This is a genomic window from Enterococcus silesiacus (genome assembly GCF_001886225.1).
Lineage (GTDB): Bacteria > Bacillota > Bacilli > Lactobacillales > Enterococcaceae > Enterococcus_L > Enterococcus_L silesiacus.
On sequence record NZ_JXLC01000009.1, the window covers coordinates 29,835 to 50,469 of the forward strand.

Consider the following 20,635-nt stretch of genomic DNA (forward strand, 5'->3'; position numbering starts at 1 on the left):
GTGGCACTTTTAGCCACAATCAGATTTTATCTTTATCCCAAGGTACTGAACCCTTGTTGCCACTCAATTATCATTAATCGTATTATATCACTTCTTATCACTCTTGAAAAATCAACAGTATATTGAAACATACAAAAGGAAAAGTGATAGAAATACCCTTTAAATGAGCATTTTCTATCACTGTTTGCCTTTTCAAAAAATTACCTTTGATCTATTTGTTTTTTTCTACGATAATAGATAACATAATAACCCAATAGACCGATAATCAAACAATTCCCTAATACCGTATACCAGTGTTCAACTTGTTCATTGGTCCTTGGTAGTTTTTTCTTAACAACTGCAGATGTTTTTGGGAATTGAGTATCATTCGCTTTCGCTGTTGTTTTCTCTTTTGATACGTTTGGTACATTTGGTACTTCTGGTACTTCTGGCACTTCTGGTAGTTTGGGATCAGTAATAGATGGTCCTAATTCTTTTTCATAGACGTAAATTATTTTTTGCGGTGCCTCTGTAAACATAACTTCATCTACTCCAACTAGTTGATTCATTCTATTTCTTAATTGAGGCGTTGGTTTTTGTACCTCTTTAAAACGATAGCCTGTGATTTCTTTTGGTGTAACGGTTTGTTTTGTGCCGATTTTTTCTTTCAGTAAGATGTCATCATCGATTTGATTGCCTTTTGTATCCACATGCTGGAGTAGAATTTCTCCTATCTTATGCTCGTTTTCTACAGTTAATTCGATATTTAAATGCTCTGGATCGATCGTGATATCTTGCTCAAGTTCTTTCAGATGATAACCAACAGGTGCTTTGGTCTCAGTCAGTGTATAAGTATCTTGTGCTACTTTTTCAAATACAGCTTCACCATTCTCATCTGTTGTCAATGTGACTGGATTCGTAGGATCAATTTTAGAAACAAGTGTGAATTCAGCTCCGCTCAGTACTTGTTTTGTTTCTTGATCGATTTTTTTCACATGGATCGTTCCCATTGATAATTCGTTTGTTTTAGCTCCTGTAGCAGCTGTTTCTGATTCGATCAACTCTTTCGTTAATGCTAGAGAAACTGGCGCTGCATCTAACTCGTACCCTACTGGTGCTTTCACTTCTGTAAATTCGTAATCCCCTTCAGTCAGATCTCCAACAGTAATCAAGCCTTGTTCATTTGAGTTGAATACATAAGCTTGGTTTTGATCCGCTGTCCAATTTACTGTATTTTGCTCATCTAGATGGTAGTATTCTATTTTTTCCTGAATATGACGTGATAAATTAAACTGGGCACCTGATAAAGCGGCTCCTTTTGGATCTACTTTTTTCAGTTCCACTGTACCTGTTGTGATGATTGGTTCATTTTCAACGATAGTGACATAATTTGGCTCAGCTATATCGTCATCTGATTTGGTAGATAAAAGGACACCTTTTTGATACTCATCAGATAATTTATACCCATCTGGAGCTGTAATTTCTTTAATCAAATACTCACCTTCAGCTACTGATTTAAAGAGGGCATTCCCCTCCTGATCAGATCTTACCTTTAATCCTAGCGATTGCTTGCTTTCTTTGTCAAACAGTTCAAAAACGGCTCCATTTAACGGTTCTTGTGTACGTGCATCAACTTTTTTCAGTGGAATCTGGCCGACCCCTTTTCCAGAACCAGAACCACTTGTAATGGTATGATTTACCGTTGACCAATCTGATTTAATCGCTTTATTATTTGAAAAAACTGCTGTATTCATTACATTTGCTGATTTTGTTGTAACGGTTTGATACTCTACAGAAACGCCTCGAGTTTCTTTTTTAAAGGTGATCTTAAAATAATTTGTTTCATAATTTTTCAAAAGCGAGCCTGCTGCGCTTTGATCTGGATCATAAGTGAAAGTGATCTCGTAGTCTTCACCTAAACTGAGAACCTTATTTGTAACTAAGTCTCTGACCACAAAAGCATCCGTTCCTATTACAAAATTAGTATTTTCAGCTTTCGATAAATCACTTAGTGTGAAGCTATCTTCTAAAACTAACTTTTCATATGGACGATTTGCCGGCATAGTATTTGTTTGAATATACCAATTAGCAAGTTTATTGTCTGCTGTTGAAACTCTGCCCACTTTATAAGTATTGATCCCTAAAGCCACTGTTTCTTCCGCTTTAAGTTCGTGTTGATAGTCCTTTTCATCGCTAATTTTAGCTATATTCGTAAATTTAGTGTAGTAATCAGAAACAGGAGCAGTAGTTGGTGCTGTTTTATAGCGGATTGCTACTTTTTTGTTCCCAATAGATGAAAATTCTAGATGAATATGATTATCTTTGATTTCCATAACAGTAGGATAGCGGGCATCTCCTGGTTGAATTGCCTCACCTGTCAACACTACTTCCTTGCCATTTTCATTGATAATCTTATCTAGTTCGAGAATTTCAATCGAGTCTTTATCTAATTTTTGAATTGATTCGATTTCATCCTCTAAAATAAGATTTTTATATTTATGTCGCTCTTCATTGATTCCGATCGTCCAGGTAAATATCCCCGCTGTGTTTGCATATACAACATTTTTCTTACCGCCTCCAACTAAAAAGCTAGGAATACTGAATGTTGCTGAAGCTTCCATCGGAATATTTCCATTTCCTGCAAGGGAAACTTTATTACTTAGTTCATCGCCTACATTAATATCTGTGTTATCAAACTTGCTTGTATACGTCAAAACATATTTATTCGTTGTAACGCCAGCGTGAATGCCTAACATATCCACTGTAAAGCCGGAACTTGTTTTCTTGATCGTATAATCTTGTCCAACAACTAATGGGTGCTTCGTTTTGTCATCACCTTTAGCATAATAGTAAAAATCAGCAGATCCATCCACTAGCTCTTTTACTCGCTCACCAAACACATCAATCATTTGATTGAACTGCATTCCCCAGTGTTTATTATTGACAATGATCGACCAGTCTACGGTTCCCTCTGTCATATCTAGAGAATCTTCTTCCAGTATTTTAGAAATATTTGATGGCGCTAAATTGATTTTTGCTTCATCGCTTCCTAAGGTATCTGAAGCCTGATTTTCGATCACCCGCGGGCTAGGATTTTGAACAGCTGTTTCATAAACAAATCGATAGGCCTGAGTTGATGTAGCATTTTGGTTATTGGTATAAGTGTAATCTGTTGTATATTGACCAAAGCCACTTGTATCCCAGTGACTTGTTGGCGCAAAACCGCCTTGGCTGATCGAATTGGTGCCATAAACATATAAATAATAAATTTTTAGACTTGAAAAAGTTAAATCATTGGCAACTTCATCCTTGAGGATATCGGTAAATTTGCTTCCTTGAGTCAGCTCAGTATTATCCGTATTGTAATCGATCGTCCAAACGATTGTATTTGTTTTGACATTGTACTCCCCTTTTTTAGTTATGTGAGGATTGTGATTATACTGAAAATAAACATAATTTGAAAGAGATGTTCCATAAATAGTTGCTTCAGTTCTCAGATTATACAACTCTTCATTAACGATCGACTCTTCTTCAATAACTGATTCATACGATAGAATCACAGCTTTATTCGTTTCTTTATTTAGAATAGCTTCTAAATTAGCACCGTTTTGTTGAAGTGTGTAATCTCCACTTCCTAACAAAATAGGTTCACCAATCAACTGACCGCCCATCGAAACGTCTTGTTCAAAAACTTTTACATCTTTGATATCGATATAAGCCGATGCATCTTCATTCTGGCTCGAGCCTTTTCTATTGATCGTGTTCTTGACCACTATTTTTTGATTTGGCTGGATGGTTTCTCGATTGATATTGGTTTTTATTTCTGTCGACACGAGATCTGTATTAAAGGTTTTGTTTTTCTTCAGGCTAATGCTTCCTTCACCTGAAAGTTTAAATAAAATATCGTATTGTTTTTCCTGATTATTTGCTAAGGGGAAAACAATCATTTTAAGTAAGTCACTATCATCGCTATATGGAATAAAACTTGTTTCAATATCGATTTGATATTTTCCATTGACTACGGTTTCATTAAAAACGATGGTAAGTTTTCCGGTCGTATCGATAGTCCAGCTTCCGACTGTCGCTAATTTTCCGGATATGTTGTTTGAAATCGCAATATCTGCTGGTAATTGATAGTCATATGTTCCAGCTTGAATTGTTTGATTTTCTGTCCCAACTTGTAGAGTTATCTTCAACGGTGCTTGTCTTTGAGGACGATTTGTCGTTGTGTTGAACTCTACTCCTTTAGAATCGGTCAATGTAACATTTGATATCAGGTTTTCAGCTTGTTGTACTTTTGCTTGTCTTGATTCGATTTCGACTTCACTCGCTGACGTTTCGGGTATCGCTTCGGTTGTAGAAATTTCTACGGCCTCTGGTCGCTCATCTAAAGTATCACTTGTCGAAGAATCCTTTGTAAAAACACTTTCTGAACTTTCCAAAGAGCTTTCTTTGTTCGGTACTTCACTTGTTAGTTCATCAGACGATAAAGTATCAGAAGTTTCTTCTGACACGAATGTTTCAGCAAAACTAACAACAGGAATCAAAGAATTAGCAATCATCAAAAGTATCACTATTATTATCCAAAATTTCTGTTTTTTCATCATTATCTCCTTTTATTTTTATAAAAAACAAACAACTATTACCATAGTACCATAATATATTAATTTTAATAGATAAAATAATAATATTCTTTAATTTAAATACAAAAAAAGACATAAATGTTCAAAAAAAACAATTATGTCTTACTACTTTGTTGACTATCTAATAGATTTCGGATTTTTTTGCTGCCACTCTTTTGAATAAAATGATCCATCAAGTTGATAATTTGGTGATTTAGTCGCATCACTTTCTAGAAATGGCTGAATCCTTTGGTCAGCTTTTAACCAACCTCTCCAGCCTAAATGGATCGTATCAGCCATAAAGTATTGAGTATCACAATCTTTAGTGAAATCGGCAATATTGCTGAAGCCCTGACTTGTTAATTGGTATTTGACTTTTTTGGCAAAACCTTGCAGCATATCTTGGGAGAGACCGGTAAAATCTGTCCAGTGTTTGTTTACTGGTGGGATAATAAAAAGTACATCCGCTTTCTCCTGCGCTAATCGACTGAGTACTAGTTGTAAATCAGAAAATTCAGGGGAAAAACGATAATCCCAATTTAATTGCGAACTTTCTAGGCTGTTCAGCTTCTTTTTTAACCGCTTATTATAGAAGGAATTAGAAATCTCAAATGGATTATTATTTGTCGCTTTCTGACCGATTTCAGCTGCTATTTGATCTAATTCATTGGCATTATAAGTCATAGGTAACGGTTTTTCAGCTTTTTTGATTGTCTTATCTCTGCTTACCATACCAATTTTACTGAACAATTCATCTTCACGAGAAAACATATTGATCATTAAATTAATATAGTGCTTATCTGATGGATTTGGAATTTCACCAGAAATGATATTTTTCAAAGCACTACATAACCGTTTGTCTTCTTTTACTTTTGGAAAATCCATTAATCTTGACGCAAGATAAACATCGTCATCAGTGATTTTTTTTAGATCACTAACCCATTGATACGTTTGAAGCTCAGAATAATAGGCATTGAAATAATCATTGGTAACCCCTTCTTTAACAAACCACTGAGGCGAGATAATGAAAACCACTTTTTTATGAGCAAGATTTTCTCCCATAGATTGCATCATCAAGGCCTGTGTTAAAGATTGCGTACCTGGAGCCCCTAATAAAAACGGACGGTAGCCACGGTCATATTTTTCTGCTAAAACAGTCGGATGAAACGGACTGATTCGGCTTAACTCAGAAGAACCGAAAAATGGAATATATTCTTTTGAACCAATTGCTTTATTCTTGATGGCATTTCCTCTTAGCACATTAGTTGCCATAGAGGTGGAAGCATCTGATAAAACGCGTTTGCTATCCACATCTATTTTAAATGGTGCAAAGAAAAAAGCGACTAACAGAACCGCAGAAATTAGAATCGGTCCAAAGATTCCAAAAAGTTTTTTCTTCATGCTCATTATTGTAAGGCTTTCACTTGTTCGACAACTTTATTTGGTGTGTTCCATAAATCGCGGTCAAATTCTGAAACAGGTACTTGCACATTTAATTGTCCATCAATTTCAACTAATAGCTGAACTGTTGCAAGTGAATCCATTAGTCCTTCTTCAAATAAATCAACATCTTTATTTTCTTTGACTTCATCAGTACCAGTAATTTCTTCCAAAATATCTAAAACTGTTTCTTCTATGTTCATGCGTAATTTCCCCTTTGTCGTACAGTTCTTAGCTGTAGTTTATTTTTTATTTAAAGAATAATGTATCTAAAAATCCTGAAAAGATCAAGAAGCTGAAGCAAACTGCATTAAATGTTAAAAAAACAGCGAATGCATGCGTGAATTTGTTCGATGGAATTTGTTCTTTATGCTTCTTCTTAAAACGTAGCCAAGCATCGGTCAAACAAATCAATGCAGCATGATAAAAGCCATATGCTAGATAATACCATGTTAAGCCGTGCCAGACGCCCATCAATAAGAATAAGGCAAAATAACCAACATTCGATGCTACGATACGGCTCTTGAAGACTTTTTTCTTGATCAAAGTAAACATTAAGCGCATATAAATGTAATCACGGAACCAAAATGAAAGAGTCATATGCCAACGATTCCAAAACTCCTTGATATTCCAGCTCAGAAACGGCTTATTAAAGTTGATTGGTGTGTCATACCCCATCAAGTAACTAGTTCCTACAGCAAACAAGCTGTAGCCTGCAAAATCAAAGAACAAATACATACTATAAATATACATATATGCGACTAATTCCCATGATATACCGCCTGATTTTGCAGCCAACTTCGCAACCACAGGTAGTAATACTTGGCCAAAGTAATAACCAATAATAAATTTATATAAAAATCCCAAGAAAAAATTGTGAATCCCTTTTCCTAGAAAATCTACATATTCAACAGGCGTCGGCGGATTTTCAACATCTTTTTCGAAACGACGGTAGCGATCGATCGGACCAGACGAAATCGTTGGAAAGAATAAAAGAAATTCGATATACCGTAAAATATTGTATTCTTTGATCGAGCCATCCCGCATTTCCATGATGATCTGCACAGATTTAAAGGTTAAATAAGAAATACCTAGGAACCCTAACAGAGAAGCATGACCTGAAACAAAAGGCACTACCTTAACTAAAACTAACGGTAAGATTGCTAAAAATACGGCTAAATAAAAGACCAGACTTTCGTTTTTCTTTTGACGATAATGAAAATAGAACCAAACGAGAATTGTCTGCCAAATGACATAGGCGATCAACGCTACGCCTTGTTTCCAGTCTTCACCACCAAAACTCATGTATAAGAACAATAATGTGACCAAAACTTGATACCAAGCCCAACGTTTTCCTTTAATAAATAAAGTCAGAATCATTGGTAACAATGCAATTAACAAATAAATAAAATAAATCGGATTCGCATAAGGAATCATATGAGGTACATCGATCATGTTGCATTCACCTCATTTATCAATCCTTTACGGTCGATCTTTCCATTTGCTGTCAGCGGTAGCTTTTCAACATAGATAAATTTTTGCGGAATCATATAGTCCATCACTGAACGGCTCAATTCTTCTTTGATTGCTTTGGTCAATTTAAATTCTTTTTCAAATTCATGAGGATTAGCAACCACAAAAGCGACTAATTGTTGAACCTTATGGTTTTGATATTTTGGCACTACTGCAGCATGTTTTATATAAGAAACACTGGCTAAATGATGATCGATATCTTCAAGTTCAATGCGATACCCATGCAGTTTCACTTGAAAATCGATCCGACCATCATAAATCAGCATCTCATTTTTTAGTCTACCAGCATCCCCTGTGCGATAAGCTGGTTGGCCTTTATACTCAAAAAAGGCATCCGCTGTTTTTTCTGGATTATGTAGATAGCCTTTAGAAACACTTGGGCCAGCGATCACGATTTCTCCTACTTCTTCTGCGGGAAGCTCATGATCCTCGTTCATGATATACACAGTTGTATCATTTTTTACATAACCGATCGGCACGCGACTATATTCGTCTAAAATTTCTTGGGTGATCTTAACGCCTGAAACTGCCACTGTGGCTTCTGTTGGTCCATAGGTATTGAAGATAGTAGCTTTAGGAAATCGCTCTAATAATTTCTGAGCCGTTGTTTTAGGCAACTCTTCCCCACAAAATAGAAAAACTTTTAAACTATCTACATGTTCACCATCAAACGTTGGCTCCATCAAACAAATATCCATAAATGACGGAGTTGAAACCCAAACTTCTATTTCCAGCTTGGGAAGTTCAGCAAACAGCTGTTTAAAGTCGTTGATGACGTCTTTAGGCAAGGGTGTCAAGGACCCACCAGAGGTCAAAGCAGGATACACAGCCATCACAGATAAATCAAATGAATAAGGTGCCTGTGATAAAAAACGCATGCCTTCAGTAATCCCAAAATCTGCCAACTCCCAATTCACAAAGCTTAAAAGATTTCCATGACTGATTTGAACCCCTTTAGGCACTCCAGTTGTTCCAGAAGTAAAAATAATATAGTAGGTTTCTGATTCAATAACAGGTTCAAGCTTGTTCGCATGTTGTGTGTCTACGAAAATGTTCTGTAATTCTTCCAATGAAATAATATCAGCAGCTGTTTTGATATCTGACCATTGCGCAACAGAGAAAATCACTGCCGGATCAGCTACATCTAAAATCATTTCAACTCGTTCTTTTGGTGTGTGTGCTTCAATCGGTATATAGGCATGTCCTGCTTTTGATGCCCCTAAAAAACATGCCAGCATTTCAAATTCTAATTCTCCGTAAACAACGACTGGACGAGCACGTCCTATGTTTTTTTGCAAATATGCAGCAATTGCATCGGAGTCACGCTTAAGCTCTCCATAAGTATATGTTCGTGTGTTTTCAATATAGACGGGACGGTTTGGCTCTGTTATCCCCCAACGATCAATTGCTTCAATAATATTTAAAATCGTCATGAAGTATTCCCTCCCTAAAATTCATTATAAATAAATGTACCGCCATCAATGTTTTTATAATGATATAAATAAATCAACATTAAAAGAATACCAAAATAAAATACGGTCTTTCCAATGAATTTCCCCCAGTATTGGACATTTGGTTGAGTAAAAAAAGCTTTCATTTTATCTTATGCCTCCAAATTTTTCATATAATCATATTTTTTGGTACTGCTATTGTAATCAATACTAACGAGAAAAGAAACTAAATTCGCGAATAAAGCCGTCTTCCATACTAACAGTTTTGTCACCTTCGAACAAAAAAAGGGTAGAACAAAACGCAAAAGATTTTGTTCTACCCTCTTTTACTAAAGAAAAAACAAAAAAATACTTTTTTAATCGCTTTGCTGCTAAAACAATTCTACACCTTAGAAGAGCCTTTTGATCATGTAAGACACCCCGCACTTATACTAAATACAGCCTCAACCATGATATAGAAGCCACTACTTCATTGAAAAATCCCTTTAAAGAAACTTAAACTATTAACGATCCTTGCCATGAATGATACGAGAGTAGATCGCTGAAGTTAAAAAGTAGTAAGCAAGATAGATCAAAATCAACATTCCACATGATAAATAGGCTAACCAATAACCAGAACTTGAAATTAATCTACTAAAGACATAGATCGCAAACGTTGCATGTAAAACCCCAATAATCATCGGCGGGAAAAAGATGATGCTGTTTTGCTGATAAATAAGCTGGGTGATTTTCTTTTTGGGAATCCCAATTTTCTTTAACAGATCGTAGTTTTCTTTTTCTCTTTCAGCTTCTGAAAATTGCTGCAGCATCAAAATACTTCCTGTAATGATCAAGGCTAAGACGCCTAAAAACATGGCTACATAAATGAATAGTCCCATCACTCTTCTTTCATATCTTAAGTCCGAAAAGCGACTTGCATAGTTTAATTGCCAAGCTTCCCGTTCGCCCTCTTCAGAAAACTCTGATGATTGATCTTTTTCGGGTTGTAGACTGGTTTTCGATGTATAACCTTCTAAATGATCGTTGACCCATTGATATTTATTATACACCGGTGAAATCCAGTTAGGTTTGACTTCTTCTGATAGCTTATTTGCCAGAGCATCCTCATCTTCAGTATTAATGTTAAAAGCTTGCAGTCTATAGGTGACACCTGAACTTATCTCATTGAACTGCTTATCAGATACAACAAGTGTCGGAAAACTATAGCGCAATAAATCTTGCCCCAGATAATCCTGGCGTACTTCAGAAACATGAAGTTTTATTCCATCTGTTAAAATAAACTCAGAACCATAACGAATGAACCCTGCTAAAATATTTTGAATACTGTCCAAAAGAACAACATCCTGATCATTCTTAAATTTAATATTTTTTAAATAAGGATTTATTTTTTGAAATTTTTGATAATTTGAAAGAGCTAATAAATTTATTGGACTTATCGTATTTTGATTATCATCCTGTCCAATTTTAAGATGAAATCGGCTACCCGTCAACTTATAATTTAATGTGACTAATGAATCGATTTTTGTATCCGGTTCCTGTTTGATTCTTTGAGCTAATTTTTCATAATCATCTTCGGCCACTATAAAATCAGTTGGCGTCGTAATATTTACTGAATTCATCCCGATCGTATAAAAAGAAGCTGCTCCACCAATCATTCCTAAGGCAATCGCAATAAAAATAGTGACAGACGATAGTGTACTGCTACTTCTTTTAATATTACGTTTTGTGTTACCTGATGCAAGCATGTTCAAATTTCGATAATAAGTATATTTATTTTTTCCAAATAAATATACGACTAAATACATTGTATATTTAAAAAATAAATAAGTACCTAACATACATATAAACATTATTATTAACGGTAACAATAAAAAACCGGCATAACCCGCTCTTGTTTTCACCAAGATAGTTCCAAAATGAATAACATTATACGATAAAAAATAACCCGTACCAATCAATACGACACCAAAAATACCTAAACAAATTCTTAGAACAGATATTTTATTTGGATCAGCTGCTCTTTTTTTATTGACTCTCAGCATATTCGATACTTGATAGCGGTAGATCAACCAAGTACTTCGAAGTGACACGGCTAAAAGCATAAAAACAAAGGCCACACTCGTTTGAATCATGGAAGGAAGGGAAATAGAAAACAGACTATCCACTTGTAAAAACATGGCTTTGGCCAAGATCATCGAGAATAATTTTGAAAAAATAATGCCCAAAATAATCCCCGTAATCAAAGATACCGCACCCAAAATCAATGTCTCTACAAAAAATAAAAAGGCTATTTGCTCTTTTCGCATCCCAATTAAATGATATAAACCAATTTCTTTGCCACGCTTCAATAAAAAGAAGTGATTTGCTGCAAACATAAAACCTAATATCATAATAACAATCAAAATACCGCCTAAATTCATTGCCCCATCAATATGGACCTCTTGCCCAACTCGATTTGTTAAGTTTCTATTATATGTAATTGCGCTAAAACAATAATAAACGACAACGGCAAACGTCATACTGACAAAATAAACCAGATAATTGAGAAATTGTCCTTTAAAATTTTTCCAAGATAAATTAAAAATCATTAGCCCGACCACCTCCGCCGATCGTTGCCTGCATATCGATCACTCGATTAAAAAAATCTTTTCTAGATCCCTGACGAACGACTTCTGAAAAAATCACCCCATCTTTTATGAATAGAATTCGATTGCAATAACTGGCCGTATAAGGATCATGAGTGACCATCATAATTGTAGCATCATCTTGTACATTCATATTTGTCATATACTGCAGCAATTCTGCGGCTGATTTTGAGTCTAAAGATCCTGTTGGCTCATCTGCAAAAATGATTTTAGGCCTCGTAATCAGGGCACGTGCCGCAGCTACCCGTTGCTTTTGTCCCACAGATATCGCATTAGGATATGCAGTCAATAACTGATTGATTCCTAAAGTATCTGTAACATGAGTCAAGCGTTGTTCCATTTCAGTTAAAGGCATCCGATCCAAAGCTAAAGGCAGTAGAATATTATCTTTGACATTCAAGGTATCCATTAAATTGAAATTCTGAAAAATAAACCCTAACTTTTTACGGCGAAAATCACTGATTTGATTATCACGCATTTTCAATATATCTTGCCCATCGATCCGAACAATTCCAGTTGTTGGCAGCGAGATCGTTGAGATGGTATTCAGTAAAGTAGATTTTCCCGCTCCGCTGGGTCCCATGATACCAACAAATTCACCTTGATCTACTGAAAAAGAAATATTGTTTAAGACTTGAACTTTATTATTTCGATAACCGTAAGATTTGCTTAAATGATTCACTTCTAAAATTTTTGTCATAGTTTTCGCTCCACTTTATTCATTGTCCTTATTCTACCAATATATTGTGAGACTGAACATCGTTTCCTCTTACAATTAAGTAATAATAAAAAAAAATTTATTAATCCCTTATTTTTCTTAACAAGAATGTTGTGACAATTTCCACAAACCTTTTAGGGAGTTGTTTTCACTATTTTTTCATTTCTCATAAACACTATATGTAGTTGCTACAAAGGAATAAAAATTAAATTTCACACTATATATAGTTGAAAGATTGACTTAATTGTTTTATGATTAGGAAGGAATAAATCTATGAGGAGATGGGTAGTAATGATGGAGATTAAACACGCTAATAATGAAGTGAGTTCTACTGCTTCGCCCTTGCACACTATGAAAATCGTTAAAAGAGATGGACGTCTGGTTGATTTTGATGATCGAAAAATTTATGATGCTTTGATCAAAGCTGAACAAAAAATTCGTGGTTCTTTGGACCCACTTGCCCATGAGCGTATTCAAGAAATCGTTGAAAGAATCGATCAGGAAATTTCAGATCGTTTTGCCGAAAATGTAAAAATTTATGAAATCCAAAATATCGTCGAACATATTTTGTTGACAAAAAATGAATACGAACTAGCGGAAGAATATATCAATTATCGCACTCGTCGTGATTTTGAGCGTAGCAAAGCTACTGACATTAATTTTACGATCAGCAAATTAATCAATAAAGACCAATCCGTTGTCAATGAAAATGCGAATAAAGACAGTGATGTTTTCAATACCCAACGAGATTTAACCGCTGGAATCGTTGGTAAATCGATTGGTCTTAAATTGCTACCTCCTCATGTTGCAAATGCACATCAAAAAGGTGATATCCATTATCATGATTTAGACTACCATCCATATACGCCAATGACTAACTGCTGCTTGATTGATTTCAAGGGAATGTTAAACAATGGTTTCAAAATCGGTAATGCTGAAGTTGAACCACCTAAATCGATCCAAACAGCAACTGCTCAAATTTCACAAATCATAGCTAATGTAGCTTCAAGTCAATATGGGGGTTGTTCAGCAGACCGTGTAGATGAATTGTTAGCTCCTTTTTCTGAATTAAATTATCAAAAACATTTAACTGATGCTAAAGAGTGGATCGAAGGAACTGATCGCCAAGAAGCCTATGCTAAAAGTAAAACTAAAAAAGATATTTATGATGCGATGCAAAGCTTAGAATATGAAATTAATACCTTATTCACCTCAAACGGGCAAACACCTTTCACTTCCTTAGGCTTTGGCTTAGGTCTAAATTGGTTTGAACGTGAAATTCAAAAAGCTATTTTACAAATTCGCATCAATGGTTTAGGTAGTGAGCATCGAACAGCTATTTTCCCTAAACTGATTTTCACTTTGAAACGCGGTGTAAACTTAAATGAGACTGATCCTAATTATGATGTCAAACAGCTGGCATTAGAATGTGCGACAAAACGGATGTATCCTGATGTTTTAAATTATGATAAATTAGTCGATTTGACTGGTAGCTTTAAAGTACCAATGGGTTGCCGTTCTTTCTTACAAGGCTGGAAAGATGAACACGGGGAAGAAATCAATGTAGGCCGTATGAATTTAGGTGTTGTGACTTTGAATCTTCCTAGAATTGCTATGGAAGCCCATGGCAATGTGGATAAATTCTGGGCACTATTGGCCGAGCGCCTTGAGACAATGAAAGATGCTTTAGTTTATCGAGTTGAACGCTGTAAGGAAGCAACACCAGCAAATGCACCGATTTTATATATGTATGGTGCTTTTGGAAAACGTTTATCAAGAAAAGAATCGGTTAATGAACTATTCAAAAATAAACGTGCGACCGTTTCCCTTGGCTATATCGGCTTATATGAAGTCGCTTCTGCCTTTTATGGTGGCGATTGGGAGACTAATCCTGAAGCCAAAGATTTTACAATTGAAATTTTAAAAGATTTAAAAGCGCATGCTGATGACTGGGGCAATGAATATGGTTATCACTTTAGCGTCTATTCAACACCAAGTGAAAGTTTAACAGACCGTTTCTGTCGTTTGGATACTGAAAAATTTGGCGTGATCGAAAATATCACAGACAAAGAATATTATACAAACAGTTTCCACTATGATGTTCGTAAAAATCCAACCCCATTTGAAAAATTAGATTTTGAAAAAGACTATCCGCAATATTGCTCCGGTGGTTTTATCCATTATTGTGAATACCCAGTCTTACAGCAAAATCCCAAGGCCTTAGAGTCTGTTTGGGATTATGCCTATGATCGTGTTGGTTATTTAGGAACAAACACACCAATCGATCATTGTTACGAATGTGGTTTTGAAGGAGATTTCAACCCCACACAGCGCGGTTTTGAATGCCCACAATGTGGTAATCACGATCCAAAATCCTGTGATGTAGTGAAACGAACATGCGGCTATTTAGGTAATCCACAAGCTCGACCAATGGTTCACGGACGCCATAAAGAAATCTCATCACGAGTGAAACATATGAAATAAAAAGCGAAGCGAACTGATTAACTCTGACAGAAAAATAGGAACTCTTGGTCGTGACGCTTTTTGTCACTAGTAAGAGTTATCTTTTTTCCGAAGAGTTGGTTCGTGCAGCTAGATTAAATAAAAAGTGGAGCGAACCGATTAACTCTGACAGAAAAATAGGAACGCTCGGTCGTGACGCTCTTTGTCACTAGTAAGAGTTATCTTTTTTTCGAAGAGTTGGTTCGTGCAACGCTTTGCAGACATTGCTTTTATTTGAAAGGATGACTAACATGAGAAATCCTAAACCACAAGAATGGTTAGCAGAAGAACTTAGTCAAAATTATATTGGTGATTACAAAGCCTTTAACTTTGTAGATGGGGAAGGCGTGCGAAATAGTTTATATGTTAGCGGCTGTTTATTTGCCTGTGAAGGTTGCTTTAATCAAGCCGTCCAAAATTTCCGCTACGGTAAACCTTTTACAAAAGAATTAGAAGATAGAATCATCGAAGATTTATCACATGATTATGTACAGGGCTTGACCTTATTAGGTGGGGAACCCTTTTTAAATACAGCGGTTTGTTTGACCGTTGTCGATCGAGTTCATAAAGAATTTGGTGACAAAAAAGACATTTGGTCTTGGTCAGGCTATACCTTTGAAGAATTATTATTAGAATCCAGCGACAAGTTGGAACTATTGAATAAAATTGATATCTTAGTAGACGGACGATTTGAATTATCAAAAAGAAACTTGAATCTCCAATTCAGAGGCAGTAGTAATCAGCGGATTCTTGATGTCAAGAAATCTCTAGCCTGTGGACAAGCTATCATTTGGGACAAATGTCATGACGCTGAACAAGTGTATGAACAAATAAAAAAAGGAAACCTGATTTAAGTCTTATTCCATAAGAAAAATCAGGTTTCGCCATTGACCGGTACAGCAGCAGAAAACTTTCTTGTTGCTCTATCGGTCTTTCTTTCTATTCATTATCAAATCATTGGCTCATCTTTTATTGGCGTATTACAATACAAAATAGAAGGCTTCGTTACTAAATAATATTACCCAAAAATATAGGAGGATACACTATTATGAAAACAAGTCAACTACTGACTACTAAAAAAGCGATCATCACAGGCGCTGCTTCTGGTATTGGTTTTGCTACAGCCAAATTGTTTATAGAAAAAGGCTTTAATGTTGGGTTGATTGACGCTGACAAAAGTCGGTTGGAGCTTATTGCCAAAGAGTTCAAACAGAATGGTTATGATTGCTATTATAGAAGCGTGGATGTAACCGATGAAATCCGTTTAAAAAAGGCCATCGACGAATTAACTAACAGTCTTCAAGGCTTGGATATCTTCTTCAGTAATGCTGGGATCAATGGTACGTGGGCACCGATTGAAACCCTAACAGTTGATGAATGGGATACTACGATAAATACGAATCTACGTAGTACGTTTTTATGTATAAAATTTGCGATTCCCCATATGAAAGAAAATGGCGGTTCAATCATTGTAACAAGCTCTATCAATGGTACGAGAATTTTTAATAATTTTGGTGCTTCCGCATATAGTGCTTCAAAAGCTGGACAAGTAGCGTTTACTAAAATGGCAGCCTTAGAGCTTGCTCGCTACAATATTCGTGTCAATGCAATTTGCCCGGGGGCTATTGATACAGCAATCAATGAAAAAACAACTTATTCAGATGAATTAAAAAAAATTGAAATCAAGGTAGAATTTCCAGAAGGCGATCGACCTTTGAAAAATGAAACAGGAACCAGTGACCAAGTTGCACAATCCGTTTTATTTTTAGCTACGGATGTGTCAGCAAATATCTCTGGAACAGAACTCTATGTGGACGGTGCAGAATCTTTACTTTAATCGCTGTTAGACAAAAACATAGAAACTAACTTTCTTGAAATACAGATAAAAAATAAGATCAGAGGCAACTTCGAGAAATAAATTGGCATTCACAAAATTTGAAGAACACCAATTAGCTACCAAGAATCACCAGTTCATAACTTCACTATGATTCTTGGTCATTTTTTGTTTAGACTAAAATCAATTTGTCTTGAAAAAAGCCAAGATCTCTGAACGGATTTTCTGATGATCAACGATGGGACTAGGATAATCTTTTCCGCAAGAAATGGCAATATCTTTTTGAAGCGCAGCTGGCATTTTACTTGGTTCATGAATATATTCATTTGGTACAGCTTTTAATTCAGGGATATACTGACGAATAAAGTCACCATGCGGATCAAATTTTTTACCTTGTAACGTGGGGTTGAATATCCGAAAATAAGGAACTGCGTCAGTTCCTGTAGAAGCTGCCCATTGCCAACCACCAATATTGCTGGCTGGATCATAATCAACTAATTTTTGTTGGAAATATTCTTCTCCCTTTCGCCAATTGATCATTAAATCTTTTATCAAAAAAGAAGCGACGATCATGCGTACCCGATTATGCATCCAGCCAATTTGATTGAGTTGTCGCATCCCAGCATCTACAATTGGAAAACCAGTTTGTCCCTCTTTCCAACATTCAAAAGCATTTTGATTCGAGGTCCATTGGAGCTGTCTATACTGCTCCTTGATTTCTTGTGTCTTTTGTTTAGGATTCTCAAAATAGATCATATTATAAAAATCCCGCCAACATAATTCAGAAATAAACGTCTGACGACTATCTGAATCTGGTTCGGCATTAAGAGCGTACCAAACTTTTCGAATGGATATCTCTCCTGTTCTTAAAAATCTCGATAGTTTACTTGTTTGATCTGAAAAAGGATAGTCTCGCCCTTTTTGATAGTCGTGTAAGTGATTTTTGATAAACTCTTTTAACACTTCTTCAGCCGCAGCTTCTCCACACTCATAGTCAAATGGTAAATTTATGTTTTCAACAATCTTTTCAAACTCTTTTTGACCATTCCTGAATAATGGATGACTAAGCTTTTCAAATGATCTAGTTATTTTTGTCGTTCTTTCATAGGGAGACTTTGGCAGTGTTAGCCATTTTCTAAAATAAGGTGTAAACACTTTGTAACTCTCACCTGTCGGCTTTTTAATTTCTTCAACACCGTGTAAGTGACTATCTTGATAGGAATGTACTCGAATTTGATTATTCTCAAAAAAAGCCAGCATGTCCTGATCTCGTTGTCGACCAAAGCCACGTTCATCTTTATTAAAATAGATCTTATCCCACTCTTGATAACTCTTCTTTAGTTCAGTAAAAGTTTCCTCTAAGTCTCCATATAGAAAATGAATTGAGACACCTTTTGCTTCAGTATGCTCAAAAAAAGTGTTCAAGCTATTAAAAAAAGCAGCATGATTGAAGCTTTCTTCTAAAAACTGTGTCGGATTTAGTTGAAAAAGACAGATGAGTTCGTCCGTTTCTGTGCTCTCTTCGATCATTTTGTTAAAAGCTGTATTATCATCCAAACGAAGATCTTTGCGAAACCACATAACTGTTTTGCCCATTGTTTTTCCCTTTCGTGTTTATGATTATAAAGATAGTAGCATAGTTACCAAGAAATCACTAAAATTTAACGTCACGTGTTTAATCTAATCACTCACTTCTGTAACTCTTCGCTTTCCTCTGTCTTTTGTTTTTCCCATAAAGGCAATACCATATTTTCATACGCCATCGGATCAAGATTCGTCAAAGTAATCCCTAATAACCGAATTCCTTGTTCAAGTCCCAGAATTTCTTCCCAGATCAAGTTTGCCTGATAATATAATTCTTCTTTTTTAGAAATATATTCTGGAAGAGTCTGACGCTTTGTTACTGTTGTATAATCCGTATAACGCACTTTCAAGACAACTGTTTTTCCGTGTTTTTGGACCCGATCTAATGATTCTTCTACGCGTTCTGCTAATTGTCTTAATTGAGCAGTTACTTGCGCTTCAGTCGTTAGTGGTGTGCCATATGTATGTTCTTTGCCCACTGATTTGCGATCTCTTGTGATATTTACAGGTGAATCGTGAATGCCGCGAACCTTGCGGTAAAGAGAATAACCCATCTTACCAAAATTACGAATTAATTCCATCTCATCTTGTTTGTACAGATCTTCGCCAGTATATATACCTAAATCATGCATTTTTGGGACCGTTTTTTTACCCACACCATGAAATGCTTCGATCGGCAACGCTTTTAAAAATACTTCAGCATCGTCTGGCATTACAACCGTTAGGCCTTTTGGTTTTTGAAAGTCAGAAGCTAATTTTGCTAAAAATTTATTATAGCTCACCCCAGCCGAACACGTTAAATGCAATTCATTCCATATATCGTATTGAATTAATTTGGCGATCTTGATAGCCGATTTACTATTGATTTTATTCACTGTTACATCTAAATACGCTTCGTCGATTGAAACTGGTTCAATAATATCTGTGTATCGGCGAAAGATTTCTCTGATCTGTTGTGAAATTTCAGAATATTTCTCATAACTACCTGGTTTAAAAATTGCATTGGGGCATAGTTCATAGGCTTTTTGAGCACTCATGGCAGAATGGATTCCAAATTTACGTGCTTCATAATTGGCCGTAGTTACCACGCCTTTACCACCAGTATCACTAGGATGGCGTGCGATTACTAGAGGATGTCCTACCAATTCAGGATGATCACGTTCTTCAACAGAAGCAAAAAAGGCATCCATGTCGATATGAATAATTTTGCGGGATGTATCCTTCTTTAAGGGAAAACGCAGTTCACTGATCATAATTGCCATCCTCCTTTAAACTAAATGTGGTGTGTCATTCCAGTCTTAATCGAATTTAAGGTAAATTCCCTTGTGACTAGCGTGAAGTATTTTTTCAAGTTTTACTTGAGCAATTGGTGAAATAGTTGATACCGAAACAATGTCATCTGCTACTTTTACTAAAGGATCAACAATTCTTGTTTTTTTCTTTTGCTGGATATCATAGTGATCCTCACTAGAGCAGACACTACACTTCGGTGGACGATCCATTTTATCCAGTAGTTGTATTATCTCCACAGAATCACTTGATTTTAATTTTTTGAGAAACGCTGAATCCGTCATCATTAAGTCAGTTAACGTAATTTCTTGATTTTCCAGACTAAGCTGGATTATTTTTGCCATCCACTCATAGCTGCAAATATTTCGAGGATCGTAAAAAAAGTCGATCACTACTTTTTGATACTGATCTATAAACCAAATGGCCCATTCGATTGAGTCTATAACGATTTGATCTTCAATAATTTTGATTGACTTTAAAAATTGGTGAATTTTTTGTATTGGAACAGAAAAATAACGGTGAACTTCTCGTAATGTATAATCGATTCGATCACAGCATAGTAAAGGTGCTTGTTGTTCTAGTAATAACCATTGTTCATCATCAAATAAAATCTGCCGATAATCAAAACCATACTGCTTTAATATGGTTGGAATTGTAGATTGCTCAATTAATTGTGTTTTGATTTGTTCATGATAATCATCATTTTTATTAGACAGAGCCAAATCAACCACATGAGAAAACGCAGTGTGTGAGACATCGTGCAGTAAGCCTGCAATTTGTTCTTCTATAGTTCCACCTAGTTTTCTGATCAATAACATAACGCCTATGGAATGTTCGTATCTTGTCTCATTCCAAGCCGAATTGATCAAAACTGCTGGTCCGGCCATATGGACACCTTTTAAACGTTGGATCTCTTGTGATCTGATCAATCCCGTAAGAACTTCTTCAACTTTAAATGAACCATATAATACGTCTTCAATAATCATTTTTTCTCCTTTAAAACACACTTTCTTTTACTTACATTATACACGAACGTT

General features: G+C 35.7%; 15 protein-coding genes. 4 read left to right on the plus strand and 11 right to left on the minus strand.

Annotation, left to right across the window (positions count from 1 at the left end):
- Positions 1-200: 200 nt before the first annotated feature.
- The 8 genes from RV15_RS07840 to RV15_RS07875 form a co-directional block, all read right to left on the minus strand.
- A complete protein-coding gene (locus RV15_RS07840) occupies positions 201-4,583 on the minus strand; it encodes a SpaA isopeptide-forming pilin-related protein (RefSeq protein WP_071877506.1) in 4,383 nt (1,460 codons plus the stop codon).
- 156 nt (positions 4,584-4,739) lie between these two features.
- Complete coding sequence (gene dltD, locus RV15_RS07845; protein ID WP_139242992.1) at positions 4,740-6,008, minus strand: D-alanyl-lipoteichoic acid biosynthesis protein DltD; 1,269 nt, start codon at positions 6,006-6,008, stop codon at positions 4,740-4,742.
- Positions 6,008-6,244 (minus strand): D-alanine--poly(phosphoribitol) ligase subunit DltC, encoded by a 237-nt coding sequence (gene dltC / locus RV15_RS07850; protein ID WP_071877507.1) that lies wholly within the window; start codon positions 6,242-6,244, stop codon positions 6,008-6,010. The genes dltD and dltC overlap by 1 nt, the downstream gene beginning before the upstream one ends.
- A gap of 46 nt (positions 6,245-6,290) precedes the next feature.
- Positions 6,291-7,496, minus strand: a complete 1,206-nt coding sequence (gene dltB / locus RV15_RS07855; protein ID WP_071877508.1) for a D-alanyl-lipoteichoic acid biosynthesis protein DltB — start codon at positions 7,494-7,496, stop codon at positions 6,291-6,293.
- Positions 7,493-9,007, minus strand: a complete 1,515-nt coding sequence (dltA, locus tag RV15_RS07860; RefSeq protein ID WP_071877509.1) for a D-alanine--poly(phosphoribitol) ligase subunit DltA — start codon at positions 9,005-9,007, stop codon at positions 7,493-7,495. Before dltA ends, dltB begins: the two co-directional genes overlap by 4 nt.
- Positions 9,008-9,021: 14 nt before the next feature.
- Entirely contained in the window at positions 9,022-9,171 is a 150-nt protein-coding gene (locus RV15_RS07865) for a teichoic acid D-Ala incorporation-associated protein DltX (RefSeq protein ID WP_025872889.1), read from the minus strand.
- Between the two features lie 357 nt (positions 9,172-9,528).
- Positions 9,529-11,613 carry an FtsX-like permease family protein gene (locus RV15_RS07870; RefSeq protein WP_071877510.1) on the minus strand — a complete coding sequence of 695 codons (2,085 nt, stop codon included), beginning with the start codon at positions 11,611-11,613 and terminating at the stop codon, positions 9,529-9,531.
- The gene (locus RV15_RS07875) at positions 11,603-12,370 is read right to left on the minus strand and encodes an ABC transporter ATP-binding protein (protein WP_071877511.1); all 768 of its coding nucleotides are present in this window, start codon (positions 12,368-12,370) and stop codon (positions 11,603-11,605) included. The genes RV15_RS07870 and RV15_RS07875 overlap by 11 nt, the downstream gene beginning before the upstream one ends.
- Positions 12,371-12,679: 309 nt before the next feature.
- On the opposite strand from RV15_RS07875, the gene nrdD reads away from it, so the two are divergent.
- From nrdD to RV15_RS07890, 4 genes are all read left to right on the plus strand, one after another.
- Complete coding sequence (gene nrdD / locus RV15_RS07880) at positions 12,680-14,872, plus strand: anaerobic ribonucleoside-triphosphate reductase (RefSeq protein WP_071877512.1); 2,193 nt, start codon at positions 12,680-12,682, stop codon at positions 14,870-14,872.
- 269 nt (positions 14,873-15,141) lie between these two features.
- Positions 15,142-15,744, plus strand: coding sequence for an anaerobic ribonucleoside-triphosphate reductase activating protein (gene nrdG / locus RV15_RS07885; RefSeq protein WP_071877513.1), 603 nt, complete (start codon positions 15,142-15,144; stop codon positions 15,742-15,744).
- Positions 15,745-15,777: 33 nt separating this feature from the next.
- A complete protein-coding gene (locus RV15_RS19055; protein WP_281246828.1) occupies positions 15,778-15,906 on the plus strand; it encodes a hypothetical protein in 129 nt (42 codons plus the stop codon).
- Between the two features lie 32 nt (positions 15,907-15,938).
- Positions 15,939-16,727: an SDR family oxidoreductase gene (locus RV15_RS07890; RefSeq protein ID WP_071877514.1), complete on the plus strand. Its 789-nt coding sequence runs from the start codon at positions 15,939-15,941 to the stop codon at positions 16,725-16,727.
- A 180-nt stretch (positions 16,728-16,907) separates the two neighbouring features.
- Here the strand turns inward: RV15_RS07890 and RV15_RS07895 are convergent, their stop codons facing one another.
- The 3 genes from RV15_RS07895 to RV15_RS07905 form a co-directional block, all read right to left on the minus strand.
- Positions 16,908-18,320, minus strand: coding sequence for a cryptochrome/photolyase family protein (locus tag RV15_RS07895; protein WP_071877515.1), 1,413 nt, complete (start codon positions 18,318-18,320; stop codon positions 16,908-16,910).
- Between the two features lie 92 nt (positions 18,321-18,412).
- Positions 18,413-19,561: a DNA polymerase IV gene (gene dinB, locus RV15_RS07900; protein ID WP_071877516.1), complete on the minus strand. Its 1,149-nt coding sequence runs from the start codon at positions 19,559-19,561 to the stop codon at positions 18,413-18,415.
- Between the two features lie 45 nt (positions 19,562-19,606).
- A complete protein-coding gene (locus tag RV15_RS07905) occupies positions 19,607-20,584 on the minus strand; it encodes an HD domain-containing protein (protein WP_071877517.1) in 978 nt (325 codons plus the stop codon).
- Between the last annotated feature and the right edge of the window lie 51 nt (positions 20,585-20,635).

Bases quoted from the DNA above. Each gene is read 5' to 3' on its own strand.
- RV15_RS07840 (WP_071877506.1), bottom strand. From the start codon at position 4,583: ATGAAAAAACAGAAATTTTGGATAATAATAGTGATACTTTTGATGATT.
- dltD (WP_139242992.1), bottom strand. From the start codon at position 6,008: ATGAGCATGAAGAAAAAACTTTTTGGAATCTTTGGACCGATTCTAATT.
- dltC (WP_071877507.1), bottom strand. From the start codon at position 6,244: ATGAACATAGAAGAAACAGTTTTAGATATTTTGGAAGAAATTACTGGT.
- dltB (WP_071877508.1), bottom strand. From the start codon at position 7,496: ATGATCGATGTACCTCATATGATTCCTTATGCGAATCCGATTTATTTT.
- dltA (WP_071877509.1), bottom strand. From the start codon at position 9,007: ATGACGATTTTAAATATTATTGAAGCAATTGATCGTTGGGGGATAACA.
- RV15_RS07865 (WP_025872889.1), bottom strand. From the start codon at position 9,171: ATGAAAGCTTTTTTTACTCAACCAAATGTCCAATACTGGGGGAAATTC.
- RV15_RS07870 (WP_071877510.1), bottom strand. From the start codon at position 11,613: ATGATTTTTAATTTATCTTGGAAAAATTTTAAAGGACAATTTCTCAAT.
- RV15_RS07875 (WP_071877511.1), bottom strand. From the start codon at position 12,370: ATGACAAAAATTTTAGAAGTGAATCATTTAAGCAAATCTTACGGTTAT.
- nrdD (WP_071877512.1), top strand. From the start codon at position 12,680: ATGATGGAGATTAAACACGCTAATAATGAAGTGAGTTCTACTGCTTCG.
- nrdG (WP_071877513.1), top strand. From the start codon at position 15,142: ATGAGAAATCCTAAACCACAAGAATGGTTAGCAGAAGAACTTAGTCAA.
- RV15_RS07890 (WP_071877514.1), top strand. From the start codon at position 15,939: ATGAAAACAAGTCAACTACTGACTACTAAAAAAGCGATCATCACAGGC.
- RV15_RS07895 (WP_071877515.1), bottom strand. From the start codon at position 18,320: ATGGGCAAAACAGTTATGTGGTTTCGCAAAGATCTTCGTTTGGATGAT.
- dinB (WP_071877516.1), bottom strand. From the start codon at position 19,561: ATGATCAGTGAACTGCGTTTTCCCTTAAAGAAGGATACATCCCGCAAA.
- RV15_RS07905 (WP_071877517.1), bottom strand. From the start codon at position 20,584: ATGATTATTGAAGACGTATTATATGGTTCATTTAAAGTTGAAGAAGTT.